Genomic DNA, 14,490 nt, shown 5'->3' with positions numbered 1-14,490 from the left:
ATGTACGAGATACACGACGTGTACGTAGCAACAACGCCATCCCATATGTTCGACTGCCCGGTCAGAGTGTTGGAAACCGTTGAGCTAAAAAAGGTCATACTCATAAAAATCAAGAAGAATAAAGCCACTAAGCCATTCAGCGTTGATTATTCAGAGTGGATTGACCTGCTCGCTTCCGAAAGGTTAGTGAAAGTATCAGACCCGTTAGGCGATCTCCCTTCGATACCTCCCAAACTTCCGCAAGCTGCAGAAAAAAGGCTGAAACAGGTATCTGACATCACTTCCGCGCTTTCTGTCATGCCTGAGTTTCTCACAAATAAAAAAGCAGCCAACTCAAAGATAAAGCAGATTGCTGCGTCGTTAGACCTGACAGAGAAAACTATTAAACTTTGGGTGAGTGACTGGCTTCAAGCAGGTCGTAATACGGTCGCAGTTGTTAGTAAATTCGTTGTGAAAGATGCCAGGGTATTTAACCCGCCTACATCTGGTAAAAAAAGGGGAGCAAAACCAAATCTGTTATCAGCCGACACTGAGGTACCATCGTACGAAGTGGAGCCCCAAATAAAAAAAGCTTATGAAATATATATAGCTCAGCAACGGATGACTTGGAAGGATGCTTTTCATGAAATGCTTTTAACAACCTACAAGCTTCCGCCTGAGGCCATATCCGACGGGACCGACGGATTACTTTTAAACCCTGCGCTTGCTAAAAAACACAAAGTTCCTACATGGCGGCAGTTTAGATATCGTTGCCGAAAACTAAAGAAAGCCAATGACGAATTAGAAGCAGAATCACCTAGAGGATCAAGAGGCAAGGCTAGCGACAATGTGCCTGGCCCAGGCTTTTACGAAATCGACGCGACTCACTTTCAAATCCAGCTTGTTTCAAGGATTACAAAAAGCCTGCTCGTTGGAAGGCCTACAGTCTATCTAATAGTTGATACCTATGATGGGGCCATTGTAGGTTACGCCGTAAGCTTGGAAAACCCTAGTTGGGCCACTGCGGCGCTAGCATTGTACAATTGCTTCAGCGATAAGTCTCTAGTCTTTGAACGACTAGGACTGCCGTACTCCTCAGCAGATTGGCCGTGCCACCATTTGCCAACATTACTGCGGGCAGACCGCGCAGAGTTGATCTCCAACATGGGGCATAACTTTCCTCAATCGGGAATACGTGTAGAAATCACACCTTCTATGACACCGATCGCGAAAGGTACCGTGGAGGGCAAGAACGCCGAACTTAAAAAAAACAGAAGCAGCAGATTCGATTTGCCTGGTAGGTTTTCAAAGAAAAGAGAACGACGGTCGCCCGACGGAAAAAAAACAGCTGCGTTGGATATATTTGAATTTGAAAAGATCCTAGTAGAAATAATCATGGACTTGAATAACACGGCGGTTGATCCCAAAAAAATACCGCCTGATGCTCTAGCCGAAGGTCCGAGGGTAGCAACTCGCATTGGACTACACCGTTGGGCACTATCGAACCGAGCCGGCTTCACCCGAAATATGGGGCCACATTTCATATATGAATATTTACTGACAAATGGTAGTGGCCGAATTTCTCCGCTTGGCATACTGTTCCAAGGAGAGACCTACATTTGTGACCATCTCAGAACATCCGGCCTACTGAGCGCCTCAGTCAATCAGTCTATAAAAGTTAAAATTTCGTACAACCCGCTGCTTGCTAGCGAAATATATTTTTATGATTCGAGTATCAACTCATGGCTACCGGCGCTCAATACAGACCCGGAAATCTATGACATTAGAGCGTCGTTCCCTGAGGCTAAAGAGTTTCGAGCGATCCAGAAGCAATTAGTCAGCCAAGCCGAACTCATCCACTACAGCAAACGCAGGGTTAGTGTACGAGCCGTCAAAGCCGCAGTGCAAAAATCTGTTGTGGAGAAACGCAATTCGCCTAAGGCGGGTCACGGAGTGGATATTCGCCAAAATCGGGCGCAAGAAAGGGCAAATGAGCGCTCTCCGGGATTAAACGGAGGTATACACCCAAACCAGACACCTGAAGCAACTCCACATCCGAACCTGTCCGCTGAAAACATGGATACAGAGCATAACCAAAACGAGATATCCATTTGGGATGAAGTCGATGCAGTCAACATCATTAAATGACATAATATATCAAAAATCTGGCGCAGCGGAAATTGATGACAATCCGTTGATAGCACATTTGAATCTTCCGCCAGATAATGATCGCCAAGCTTTCATAAGACTTGGGTTAAAACCTGAGTACGATACGTTAGACCGTGAGCTTCCCACGTATCTTAGAAGAATAAAAATCAACCGACTCAGGCACTTTTTCGCACCAACACATCCTGTGCATCGAAGAGCGCTTATTGGAATTAGCTCTCAGCTATTTGACGGATATATCCCTCGAAACCCTATGTCAGCCGAGGGGCAGAGGGCACTTTACGGTGGCAAGGCAGACATCACCATCCGCCCAACTATATCGCTTATAGCTGGACATTCTGGAATGGGTAAATCGACCTTACTCGACCGAGTGCTTGAGAGCGCAGGGCAGCAGAGTTATCAACATGCGTTATTTCAAGATCAACCCTTCCCAGAACGGCAAATACTGTGGCTTCGTCGTAATGTACCCGAACACTGTACAGTTAAAACTTTATGCGCATCTTTTGGCGACTATACGGATCGCATTCTTGGCTTAAAGCTGTACCATGGCATTTTTCAGGATGTGCGTGGAGGCGACAGAAACTTCTACCTCTCTGAAATACGAAAAATCATAACCACTCATCATGTTGGGTTGCTAGTCTTAGACGAATTTCAAAACCTTTCACTGATGGGAGTCGGTGCTGCAAAAGTCATAGCATTTCTTGTAAACCTCCGCGATGAACTCGGCATTCCTATCGTGATCGCGGGTACCTATAAAGCCCTTAGGCTGTTAGAGGGTGATCTTAGCATCTCTCGGCGATTGGTAGAGGGTGGGTACTATGACCTGAAACGGCCGCTTTCTGCCGATGATGAAAGTTTTAATCAATTATGTAAGATTGCTTGGAAATACCAATGGACCAAAGAACGATCCGAAATAAGCGACAGAATTATTGACGCTCTTTATGATGTTAGCCAAGGCATAACAGGAATTATGCTCAGCGTATTTGCTAGCGCTCAACTCGCTGCAATCGAAGACGGCTCTGAGAAAATTAATGAAAATACTATAATTGAAACGTACAACTTGCGAATGACCCCGCTTCATCCTGCAGTAAACATCCTGAAGTCCAACAGCCCACGTTTGATAGATAAATTTGACGAGGCACTTTCGAACGCGCTCTCGCCCAATACAGGACTACCTGAAAGCCAGCTACTAACCCAACAGAACACACTAAATCCTATACGAGAGCGCCAACCCTCCAGCCGAGTAGAGAAAGCAAATAGCAAAAGTGAACCGCTTTCAAAGGAAGAGATTAAACAAATGGTGCTGAATGAGAACCCTGACGATCTAAGTAAGATCTTGGAGCGCCCATGAAAGTCCCGGGTTTTCCTATACCAGTGGCGGGCGAATTATACTCTTCAGTTGTGGCACGTTATTTACACCGCACTGCTGGTTATACTAAGCGCAATCTTGGCTTAATCGGACTTGATAGAGCTAGCGCCGCAGCCATAGTGCCCATCGCGGTTGTGGAACTTGCAGGCAGAATGGCTGATGGACACCCTTGGTGTAACAATCCAAGAAGGATTGTTGAGAGCCACACTATAGTTCCACTTTTCCTGCACTCATCAGGCCCAGAGTTTTACGAAAGTAAAATGGAAGAAATAAGTCATGGACTAAATGGAAATCCTTCAGCGACTTTAGGACTAACCAAACGAAAAAAAACAACTGGCCAAAATGGCCGGCACAATTCTAAATTCTGTCCTAGCTGCGTCACTGAAGACATCGAGAACCTGGGATTTCCTGTCCTGTATCGACAACATCAGCCAGCGTTCGTAAAGTATTGCGCACGCCACAGCTGTCCGCTGCATTTCAGCTGTGTAAATTGCAACAGTCGGACTAGGGCAATCATGTGGCGAATGGCCGGACAATGCGATTGCGAAACGCCTATTCATCCTATGGTCGTTGAAGCAACAGATGAAACCTCAAAAAACACTCTATTATGGGTGGCGCTGCAGGTTGATCATCTGCTGAACAGCAGTTCTCTGCATACAGACATAACATCCAAATTACGACAGCTGTTAAAACTGCATGACTTTATAATGCCATCAGGAAAAATTAGAAATAGCGTCCTAATACACGCTTTGGAGAAAGAAATTGGGTCCAGCCTATTATACGAGTTTGGCTTTATTGTCGAATGCTCTCGCAGGGGCTCGGTCCGGCATGATCTTGCTCGTGTTTTTCGTACCAATCATAATGGAACCAATATTATATATAACTTATTTGTTGCAAAGCTGTTTTTCGACGACATACGCGACATCAGCAAAATATGCGACTTACCAAAAGTTATAGCTCTTAACCCATCGAAATCTCTCAGCAAAAAACACTACCCCGACAAGGCGGCAGTTCAAAACGCACTGAGCCAAGCTAAAGGCGCGGTAGTTACGGCGGCAAAAAGCTTAAACATAAATGAAGGCATTTTCCGTACCGCTGCGCGCTATCATCAAATAGCCATACCACTAACTGAAAAGCAGTGTGACCGTATTGGTTGGCACGTGCTAAAAGAGATCAGAGAAGCAATCAAGAATGGTACGGGGCTCAGAGAAGCTTGCAGAGTTTTTGACTTAGGTAAATATACCATATCATTAATTTTTGGCGACCAGCCTCATCTTCTTCTCTGCGGAAAATCGAGCAAGGAAATCTCAAAAACTCAGCACGCCAAGGAAAAGCTTTTGGCACTCGTAGAATCACAACCCGACATCACCCGCACTGAATTGCGCCAGACCCTTTCGTCGTACATTGATACTGTATTGATTAACGACTCATTATGGACAAGCGAGAACATCCCAAAACCTATTAGAAAATATCATGGCCCTACCAATAGAACAGCCTGGGGTGAACGTTTTCAGCAAATTCGACTCGCCATTGAAGCCGAAAAGAAAAAAGAATTTAACAAATCTGAACGACCAGCCCGTCTCACCGCAACACGCTTAAGACAAGACTGCGGAGTAACTCAACCACAATCATTTCCAGAGCCCTACAAATCGGAGATATCACGTATTTTTGCAACAGCAGCTGAGCCTAAGGAAAGCTTTCAGGATCGTTTGATTAAATGGGCGGTAGCAGAATACGCAAAACTACTAGTTCCCGTTTCATCAAACAAACTTCGCCGAATAGCAGGGTTACCCATCCAAGAATTACTGGGCTGTCGCGACTTAGTCATCAAATATGTAAAGATTCATAACTTGAGTTATCACTCAAAGTGCTCGCTATCACCATTTTTCAATCCTAGCCCATTCTAAAACAATGCGATCTGAATCCAGACCGCGAGCAGGTGTAGTGATCATTGCGTGGTGCCGTCGCGACCGCCGAGTACCTCTTCCTACCACATCACAGCGCCATTAGATCGCTGGCTTTGCAAGGCCGCCAGTACAAGGTGATTTACAACAGCTCGAGCTTGGCAGGCCAACTAGCTGCAGTCGAAAGTGGTCTGGCTGTCGCCGTACTGACTCGATGCAGTGTGCCAGATCATCTTGAGATCCTCGGCGCTGAGCATGGCCTAGGCCCACTTGAACCGATGGAGGTTGCCGTCTACCGCAGTCACGCCTCGCTCGGGTCAAAGCCGGTCGACAGCTTGTACAGCCTGCTATTCAAGACGCTAAGGATTTCGGCCACCTAATCTCCAGGAGCCCAAGATGGAGAACATACGTGTTGTGAGGCGCAGGTGCTTAAGACGAGCTTGGACAATGAGGCCAAAGATAGTGGACAGTGCGTCTGTGTTTGTTTCTCTGAGAACTGACCCAGAGCAAAGCTTCACTGCAACGATGCCCATCATATCTTTATCGCAACGCCCCGTCGTGACTCTATTCAAGCCGGGGGAAGGGCCTTCAGTGCACTGCACACAGCTTTGATCACGCAGGTGGCAATCACCGCAAGAGCCCAATCTAGTTGCTCCAACTCAAGCATTGATGGTGCGATTCTAAGCTGTGAATCGGCGAAATCGATTCCGTAGGGAAAACACGATCCTGGACTCGCGAAGATAACGCCTGCCTTTGCCGCCAGCTCGACGACCTTAGTGGCGGTGCCGGGCAGCACCTCCAGGCTGACAAAATAACCACCATTAGGCCTGGTCCAGCGAGCAAACCCATGCCGACCCAGCTTCCATCTGAACACAGCCTCCACGCGATCAAACCTGGGTTTGAGTAGCAGACGATGTTGCTCCATCAACGCCTTCATAGTTGCCAAATCTTTTAGAAACCGCACTTGGCGTAGCTGATTTAATTTGTCAGGTCCAACACTTCGCAACGATGCTGAATTCAACCACCACTGAGCCTACTCTGCCAATAAGTTAAATTTCTAATAGTCGAGCTCACGTGTGCTGTGGAACACCTTACACATATGTAATATTCGCGGCAGCTTTCTGAAAGGCATCACTGGTTATCCTCTAGTCAGAAGTAAGTGAACACTAGGAGAAAATCATGAAATCACTAAAAGTTTTTTTTGCCGTTACCATCTTGACCATGTCTTCTTTGGCCATGGCTGAAGGAGGTGGTGACCGCGTTTATGGTCGAATGATGCAAGAGAACCAGAAGGCGATGGAGCAGTACGCCTTAGAAAACGGAAAGACGACACCTGAAGTTGTTCATTATGAATATGGAATGAACCTCGATGTCCAAAAGGTAATCAGTACCACTCAAGCCAATAAAACCTGTGGCGTAGCCCCTTCGCGCATGACCTATGAAGATTCGGCGGGCAAGCTCAACACCCTGGAATACAAGGTTATGGGTACTAACTGCCCTCACGGAAGCTAGTTAGCGTTGGCCCTAACTGCGCAAGGTTGTTCGGTATTTTTTGAGCCTGCTTACTGTTCGCTGACATAGAAGTAATTTTCAGGTCACGCTGGAGTTATCTATTGTATGAAATTATGTCTGCCGGCACGTAGGATAAATCCTCACGTGCTGGTGGCTTTTTATAATTATAAAAAATTTCATAAAGAAACTCTGCCAAGCTAAAGCCTGGAGTGTTAAATGAACAATAAAAGCATTTATGGTCTTTCTCTCATTGCCCTTAGCATGAGCATGGGGCAAGTTGCAGTGGCTGTTGAGCAAAGACCTGAAGGATTCATTGAGGGGAGCACCTTTAGTATTCTCAATCGGAATCTCTATCTCAATCGTGATTATCGAAAGGGCCAGTCAAGCCCCACGGGCAATGGTTACTCAGCCGAATGGGCTCATGGCATCATTGGCCGATTCGAATCAGGCTTTACTCAAGGTACAGTAGGCTTCGGCATTGATGCGTTTGCAATGGAAGGCCTCAAGCTCGATTCAGGTGATGGTCGCTCGGGAGCTCGTAGCTCAGTCGATGTCTTGCCGCACAATAGCAAAGGCCAACCTGAAGACTCCTACTCAAAAGTAGGCGGAGCCGCAAAAGTGCGTTTCCTGGATACAGTCGTCAAGGTAGGGGACGTATTTCCATCGACGCCTGTCGTGGCCTATGGGGATTCCCGACTCCTCCCTGAGAGTTTTCGTGGTGCAACGTTTACCAATACCAGCATCAAAGACCTTACCCTTCAGGGTGGTCGGCTGCATGCGATGAGCCAACCCAATTCCAGTGGCATGCGTGACGGCTTTTCGACTTTCTACGCTGGTGCGGTAGATGCTCCGTGGATCGCTTATCTAGGGGGCGATTACACAGTCAATGAGCACGTAGGTGTGAGTCTTTACACCAGCCAATTCAAGGATGTGTGGAACCAGTATTACGCAGGCACCACATTGAGCTATCCGCTCTCAGATAGCGTATCGCTAATCGGTGGTTTTAATTACTACCGAGCGGTGGATGAGGGTAAAAAACTTCTGGGAAGCTTCGATAACAACATCTGGAGCGGCAAGACCGGGGTCAAATTCGGAGCGCACGTCGTGACCGTTGGGTACCAGCGCAATAATGGTAACGACGACTTTGACTACCTTCGCCAATCCGACTCAATTTTCTTGGATAACTCTATTCAGTACAGCGATTTCAACTCACCGAAAGAGCAATCCTTGCAGCTGCGCTACGATCTAGATATGCAGGCCTTCGGCATCCCCGGTCTCAGCTTCATGACCCGCTACGCTAAGGGTTGGGATGCGGACTATTCCAACGCGAACAGCGTGTACATGCGTCGTGGAGCGGATGGCGCCCCATTGCAGAATCAAAAGCGTTGGGAACGAGACATCGAGGCTAAGTACGTCATCCAGTCAGGTTCTCTGAAGGACATGTCTTTACGTGTTCGCCAGGCAACGACACGAGCCACGGATTTCGAATCTGATTTGGACGAGGTCCGACTGATTGTCGAGTATCCACTGCAAATGCTTTAACGGACGCTGGCCGTAGGCATCAAGCGTCCGATTGCCAGATACACCCCGTCTCTTTTTTCTCCTTTGGTTTTGGAGACGGCTTAGGCGCCCTAGTGGCGCCTTTTTTTATGGATATTGACATAACTATCGGTATATCCCCGGCCGTCATTCCAGTGCTGATGCTGCCCCTCATGAGCTCTCGCACAATCTATTGCGTACACAGGTTCTGCACGAGCAGGTGTATTTCCGTCCTGGGTTGTATGGCTAGGTGGAACGTGTGATTATACTTCAACTATAGGTAGGGGGGGTATGGTATGGGGCATATGAGATCGAGCAAAGACAATCTTCTTAAGCGCGTAAAGCGGATCGCTGGGCAAATCCAGGCGATTGAGCGAGCACTCGACTCTGATGATGACTGCTCGAAAACCTTGCTTTTGGTCGCTTCGACTCGTGGCGCGATCAATGGGCTCATGGATGAAATCATCGAAGACCACGCTCGTGAACACGTCGCGAATCCAACACTCAGCAACGAAGAAAGAGCGAAAGGCGTCGATGAGCTTCTCGAAGCCATTCGCCGCTATTCCAAATAGGATTTGCCCAGATGAGTAATTCGTACACCGACTATTCCCACGACCATATGTTCCTTGGGAAATCACATGAAGAAAACGCCAAGCGTACCTTGTGGGTGGTGGCCCTGACCGTCGTAATGATGGTTGCTGAAATCACCGCAGGTTATCTCACTGGCTCAATGGCGTTGCTTGCCGATGGTTTTCACATGGCAACGCATGCAGGTGCACTGGGCATAGCCGCAGCTGCTTACGGTTACGCGAAAAGACATGCCTCAAGTGCTCGCTACAGTTTTGGAACTGGCAAGGTGGGAGACTTGGGTGGCTTCGCTTCTGCTCTGATTTTGGGACTGGTTTCCTTGGGAATTGCTGGAGAGTCGCTGTTTCGTCTCTTTCAACCGACTCAAATGCAATTCGGGACAGCGACTCTAATCGCAATTGTCGGACTAGCAGTGAATGTGGTGAGCGCGCTTTTGCTGTCTGGCGGTCATGATCATCACCATGGGCATGACCACGGCCACGATGAGTCTCACCATGCGCATGGTCACGACAATAATTTGCGCTCTGCATACGTTCACGTCATTGCAGATGCACTGACTTCGGTTCTGGCCATCGCAGCCCTTCTTGCTGGTCGATACCTTGGTTGGGTATGGCTCGACCCTGCAATGGGGATTGTGGGTGCCGTTGTGATTGCACGCTGGGCTTGGTCGTTGATGCGGGTGACTTCGGGTGTATTGCTCGACCAGACAGATGATCATGTCGCTGAAGAGATTCGTGAACTGGTTGAGCGACCGGGAGATGCTTCGATCATTGATCTTCATGTCTGGCAGGTGGGGCCGCAAGCCCGCGCCGCGATTGTGAGTGTTCTGGGCAGCCCAGCAGTGAATGCAGAAAACATACGAGAACGGCTGGCGACGGTTCATGAGATCACTCATCTGACAGTTGAGTACCGCACGAAGTTGGGCGCTGACTCACCCGATCAGGTCGCCGTTCTGGCTTAGCAATGAACCCGTAGCACGCATAAGTTCGACGAGGAATTGAACAATGGCCAAGGACATCGAAAATCCCTGTATTTCTGTTTGCCAGCTGAACAGCGAACTATGCGTCAGCTGCGGTCGTACCAAGGAAGACATCAGAAAATGGAAACGAATGAAACGTCCAGAAAAAATGGCCGCTGTACAACGCGCCACCCTGCGTCTGAAAAGCCTGCAAAAAAAGAACTCTTAAACCACAGTCATTTACCTTTTCTACTTTTTCAGCCGAGACAGATGCCCTAATTCGAAAGGGCAAGCTGAGAGGCAACGCCGTTCCCAAACTTAGCACTATCCCGATCAGCAATCTGCTGCCCAATGCGTGGCAGTATACGGAGCATGGCGTCATCTCAAATTGTTATTGAGGACAGCAGTACGGGGTTATCAAATTCGGTGCAAGAGCGCCTTTACAATTGTTGCTGATGTCCTTAGCGAATGGTTTGAGAATGAAATCGACAGAGCATGTCCCGCTGCATGGCCATGAACGGTGACCATGCTGTGACGGGATGGACGGGGTGGGATTAGTTTTCGGGGTATTCAGCAATCACCTGATCTGTGCCAGCTTTGGTCAGGCCGATTATCTGGTAGGCCTCATGCACTCCGTCGACTTCCATTCCTGGAGAACCTGCTGGCATGCCAGGAGCAGCGATCCCGAGAAGGTCGTCACGCTTACTCATCGCAATTATTTGCTCAACTGGCACATGACCTTCAACAAACTTCCCGTTGATCATCGCAGTGTGACAAGACGAGAGTCGTGGAGCGACACCTAGATCTTGTTTGACAGCACTCATGTTGGTTTCTACATGATCAATGACGGTGAAGCCATTGGCCTCAAGATGCTGAATCCATTTTTTGCAGCATCCGCAGTTTGCATCTCGATGCACATCGATGGTCAGGGCCTGCGCCGCTTGAGCCGTTGAGCCGATGAACAGCGCAGCGAATGTTGCAATACGCAGAAATCGACTTGAAAGTCGGAAGCTACCTGTCATGAATATTTCCTTTTCCCTTGGAGACGGCGAGATGTTCTACGAAGCAATAGAACCCCACTCAAGCGTTCATGCCGCTGCAAAGGTTACATTGAAGGATCTACTTTAGAGTCGGGGAGCCAACTCCCCGATCATTTGAATTCGTAGGGCTAGTGCTCAAATCGCTCAGAACCATATCCGAATACCAGCTACAAACCGGGCCTCGTTTGTCTTTTCCCCTTCATCGCTGGCCAGGTCAGCCGTCTTACCATATGAGCGATTCCAGCTAACACCAATGTAGGGTGCGAATTGACGAGTAATTTCGTAGCGCAACCGCAGGCCTAGTTCAGTGTTGGCCAATCCAGATCCTATGCCGCGCTGAGGATCATTTTTCCCGTACAAGTTTACTTCGGCGGTCGGCTGCAAGATCAGGCGATTGGTCAACAGGATGTCGTAATCGCCTTCAAACCGAGCTGCGGTTTGACCGTTCTCACCAATATAAGCAGTCGCTTCAGCTTCAAAGTTATAGAGGGCCATGCCCTGAATACCGAGCGCTCCCCATGTTTGAGGTGACCCAGGTTTGAAGTCTTGTCGAATGCCGGTGACGACATCCCACCAAGGACCGATGGCGTGTCCCCACAGAGCCTGAAGTTCAGCGTTCTCGGTTACGCCATTGGTACGTTCGCCTTCCGAACGCAACCATAGGCGATCGACGTCACCGCCGATCCACCCTTTTGCATCCCAAGCCAGCGCACTACCGTTGTCAGCGTCTTGGTACTCAAATTTATCCAGGAGGATGAACGAGTTAATTTTTTTATCGTGCACACCATGGCCTGGTAAGTCTGGAAAAGCGGCGGCCCGGTCAGCGTCGGTAAGTACGGGGATCGGGGTTCGGCTTGTGGTAGTCGCCCCTCCATCCATGCTTTCCATACCGTCCATTTGCCCGTTATCCATGCTCATCTTGCTGTGATCCATAGCCCTCATCTTGCTATGGTCCATGGATCCCATTGAGCCGTGGTCCATCTTGGAGTGATCCATCGCGGCATCTTTCGCTTTGGCTGGTTTGGATTTTTGTGCAGTTGAAGACTTTGCGTCCGCACTTGATGGCATCGCCATCGACGGATCCATCTCTTCAGCGGCTTGAGCCATGAAAAAGAATGCTGGACCGGTAGAGACTGCAAGTGCCATCAGCGTTGGGCGTAAAAACTTACTGGTCATGATCTCAATCTGCCTTTTTGGTTTTTTGGTCATGATCCATCGACTCATGGCTCATCTGGCTATGGTCCATTGCCCCGTGATCTAGCTTCGAATCGTTTGCCGTTGCTGGCTTGTCCGTTGCTGTAGCAGGAACAGTGGTTGAATGGTCGCTGCCATTTTCCTCTGCCAGCACCGTGGACGAGAGTCCACTCAGCAGGACAGCAGCAAAGAGGCAACCCACGAGGGAATTACGATTTAGGTATGTGCTCATAGATCGTCTCCTTTACTCATCTACCCGTACTTCACGGAACATGCCCATTTCCATATGGAAAAGCAGGTGACAGTGATATGCCCAACGGCCTAAGGCATCAGCGGTGACTCGATAGCTGCGTTTGGTACCTGGTGGCATATCGATCGTATGCTTGCGCACCATGAACTTGCCGTTCTCATCCTCGAGGTCACTCCACATGCCGTGAAGGTGGATGGGGTGGGTCATCATGGTGTCGTTCACCAAGGTGATGCGCAGACGCTCGCCATACTTCAGGCGCAGCGGTTCGGCGTCAGAGAATTTGATGCCGTTGAACGACCATGAAAACTTCTCCATGTGACCGGTCAGATGAAGCTCAATGGTACGATTTGGCTCGCGGCCGTCAGGGTCTTGGAAAGTGCTTTTCAAGTCGGAGTAAGTGAGCACTCGACGACCATTGTTCCGCAAGCCTATGCCCGGATCACTTAGCTTTGGCGTTGGATTCATGGCTTGCATATCAACCAGGGGGTTGTTGGTTTCAGAGGCAGGGTGTGTCTGCATTTCTCCACCCATACCACCCATGCCAGCCATCCCTGACATATCACCATTGCCCATCCCAGCCATCTTGCTGTGATCCATGCCCGCCATGTTAGTCATGTCACCGCTGTCCATGCCGGTCATCCCGGTCATGTCACTTTGGTCCATACCGGTCATCTTGCTGTGGTCCATGCCAGCCATGCCGGACATGTCACCTGGTGTCTTCTCTGCGCCGCCCATACCAGCCATGTTGCCATGGTCCATACCAGCCATACCGCCCATCCCCATGTCATCCATAGTGACGATTGGACGTGGATCTATAGCAGGTACCTGAGCAACTAGCCCTTCACGAAGAGCGAGGGTTCCGCGTGCATAACCCGTCCGATCCATAGACTGGGCGAAGATGGTGTAAGCCTCTTCACTGGCAGGCTCTACGATCACGTCATACGTTTCAGCTACGGCGATGCGGAATTCGTCAACGCTCACTGGGTTGACGTGTTGGCCGTCGGCGGCCACAACGGTCATTTTCAAACCAGGAATGCGGACGTCGAAATAGCTCATCGCCGAGCCGTTGATAAAGCGTAGTCGTAGCTTCTCACCCGGCTTGAAAATACCGGTCCAGTTACCGTTTGGCGCCTGGCCATTCATGAGATAGGTGTAAGTATCTGCGCTGACGTCTCCAAGGTCGGTTGGGCTCATGTTCATTTCAGCCCACATCTTCCTGTCAGCTACTGTTGCTGACCAACCTTGCTTACTGACATCGTCGATAAAATCACCAACGGTGCGTTTATGGTGGTTGTAGTAGCCCGACTGTTTCTTAAGCTTGGCCATGACGCGACTAGGATCTTCATCGGTCCAGTCAGTCAACATCACCACATAGTCGCGGTTGTATTGAAAAGGTTCAGGCTCTTTCGAGTCGATAACGATTGGCCCGTAAACCCCTGCCTGCTCCTGTAAGCCCGAGTGGCTGTGGTACCAGTACGTACCATTCTGATGAACCTTGAACTTGTACTCGTACATGCCGTCGGGTGCGATGCCATGGAAACTCAAGCCAGGTACACCGTCCATATTGGCCGGCAGAATGATCCCGTGCCAATGGATTGAGGTGTCTTGGTCCAAGCGGTTTTTTACACGCAGGGTGACTGTCTCTCCTTCGCGCCAACGCAGCAAAGGCCCTGGCAATGATCCATTGATGGTCATGGCTGTTCGCGGTGAGCCGGTAATGTTTACAGGGGTTTCACCAATAAACAGATCAAATTCATTGCCAGTGAGTACGCTCGGCAGACCTGGACTTGTCACCGCCCATACAGGAGTGCGCCAAAGGCCAAAGCCGCCGAGAATGCCACCAGCGGCCAAGCCTTTTACGAATGTCCGTCTAGAGGTTTTGGAATGCATGCCGTTTATTTCCAATCAGTCAAAAGGGAAGCCGTGCGAAACAACCGATCATGAGTTGCCCGGATCAGCTTTGCCCGCCGTCACAAAAGACAAACTCTTAC

13 protein-coding genes and 1 pseudogene are annotated in these 14,490 nt (G+C 49.2%); 9 read left to right on the top strand and 5 right to left on the bottom strand.

Going from position 1 to position 14,490, the window contains the following annotated elements:
* From DYL59_RS16350 to DYL59_RS31695, 4 genes and pseudogenes are all read left to right on the top strand, one after another.
* Entirely contained in the window at positions 1-2,127 is a 2,127-nt protein-coding gene (locus DYL59_RS16350; protein ID WP_099456566.1) for a hypothetical protein, read from the top strand.
* Positions 2,105-3,496 (top strand): ATP-binding protein, encoded by a 1,392-nt coding sequence (locus DYL59_RS16345; protein WP_167496686.1) that lies wholly within the window; start codon positions 2,105-2,107, stop codon positions 3,494-3,496. The genes DYL59_RS16350 and DYL59_RS16345 overlap by 23 nt, the downstream gene beginning before the upstream one ends.
* A complete protein-coding gene (locus DYL59_RS16340) occupies positions 3,493-5,421 on the top strand; it encodes a TniQ family protein (protein ID WP_135290088.1) in 1,929 nt (642 codons plus the stop codon). Before DYL59_RS16345 ends, DYL59_RS16340 begins: the two co-directional genes overlap by 4 nt.
* Before the next feature lie 86 nt (positions 5,422-5,507).
* Positions 5,508-5,798, top strand: a pseudogene (locus DYL59_RS31695) (type 2 periplasmic-binding domain-containing protein); the annotation flags it as partial.
* Between the two features lie 188 nt (positions 5,799-5,986).
* Here DYL59_RS31695 and DYL59_RS16330 read toward each other — a convergent pair.
* On the bottom strand, positions 5,987-6,424 hold the full coding sequence (locus DYL59_RS16330; RefSeq protein ID WP_255032559.1) for a PLP-dependent aminotransferase family protein: 438 nt from the start codon (positions 6,422-6,424) through the stop codon (positions 5,987-5,989).
* Between the two features lie 173 nt (positions 6,425-6,597).
* Here DYL59_RS16330 and DYL59_RS16325 point away from each other — a divergent pair, with 173 nt between their 5' ends.
* From DYL59_RS16325 to DYL59_RS16305, 5 genes are all read left to right on the top strand, one after another.
* Positions 6,598-6,930, top strand: a complete 333-nt coding sequence (locus tag DYL59_RS16325; RefSeq protein WP_033902856.1) for a DUF2790 domain-containing protein — start codon at positions 6,598-6,600, stop codon at positions 6,928-6,930.
* 216 nt (positions 6,931-7,146) lie between these two features.
* On the top strand, positions 7,147-8,472 hold the full coding sequence (locus DYL59_RS16320) for an OprD family porin (protein WP_034139900.1): 1,326 nt from the start codon (positions 7,147-7,149) through the stop codon (positions 8,470-8,472).
* Between the two features lie 293 nt (positions 8,473-8,765).
* Positions 8,766-9,041, top strand: coding sequence for a metal/formaldehyde-sensitive transcriptional repressor (locus tag DYL59_RS16315; RefSeq protein WP_034139899.1), 276 nt, complete (start codon positions 8,766-8,768; stop codon positions 9,039-9,041).
* 11 nt (positions 9,042-9,052) lie between these two features.
* Positions 9,053-10,018 carry a CDF family Co(II)/Ni(II) efflux transporter DmeF gene (gene dmeF, locus DYL59_RS16310; protein WP_034139898.1) on the top strand — a complete coding sequence of 322 codons (966 nt, stop codon included), beginning with the start codon at positions 9,053-9,055 and terminating at the stop codon, positions 10,016-10,018.
* A 43-nt stretch (positions 10,019-10,061) separates the two neighbouring features.
* Positions 10,062-10,244 carry a DUF1289 domain-containing protein gene (locus DYL59_RS16305; protein ID WP_017341650.1) on the top strand — a complete coding sequence of 61 codons (183 nt, stop codon included), beginning with the start codon at positions 10,062-10,064 and terminating at the stop codon, positions 10,242-10,244.
* Positions 10,245-10,569: 325 nt separating this feature from the next.
* On the opposite strand, the gene DYL59_RS16300 is transcribed toward DYL59_RS16305, so the two are convergent.
* The 4 genes from DYL59_RS16300 to DYL59_RS16285 form a co-directional block, all read right to left on the bottom strand.
* Positions 10,570-11,037: a DUF411 domain-containing protein gene (locus tag DYL59_RS16300; RefSeq protein ID WP_095039783.1), complete on the bottom strand. Its 468-nt coding sequence runs from the start codon at positions 11,035-11,037 to the stop codon at positions 10,570-10,572.
* A gap of 162 nt (positions 11,038-11,199) precedes the next feature.
* Positions 11,200-12,264: a copper resistance protein B gene (locus DYL59_RS16295; RefSeq protein WP_193557556.1), complete on the bottom strand. Its 1,065-nt coding sequence runs from the start codon at positions 12,262-12,264 to the stop codon at positions 11,200-11,202.
* The gene (locus DYL59_RS16290) at positions 12,236-12,481 is read right to left on the bottom strand and encodes a hypothetical protein (protein WP_135290087.1); all 246 of its coding nucleotides are present in this window, start codon (positions 12,479-12,481) and stop codon (positions 12,236-12,238) included. Before DYL59_RS16290 ends, DYL59_RS16295 begins: the two co-directional genes overlap by 29 nt.
* A 12-nt stretch (positions 12,482-12,493) precedes the next feature.
* The gene (locus DYL59_RS16285) at positions 12,494-14,389 is read right to left on the bottom strand and encodes a copper resistance system multicopper oxidase (RefSeq protein ID WP_095039782.1); all 1,896 of its coding nucleotides are present in this window, start codon (positions 14,387-14,389) and stop codon (positions 12,494-12,496) included.
* Positions 14,390-14,490: the final 101 nt, after the last annotated feature.

It is taken from the genome of Pseudomonas kairouanensis (genome assembly GCF_004682055.1).
Classification (GTDB): Bacteria; Pseudomonadota; Gammaproteobacteria; order Pseudomonadales; family Pseudomonadaceae; genus Aquipseudomonas; species Aquipseudomonas kairouanensis.
The sequence above is the reverse complement of the archived record's forward strand: the minus strand, read 5'-3'. Positions and strand labels throughout refer to the sequence as shown.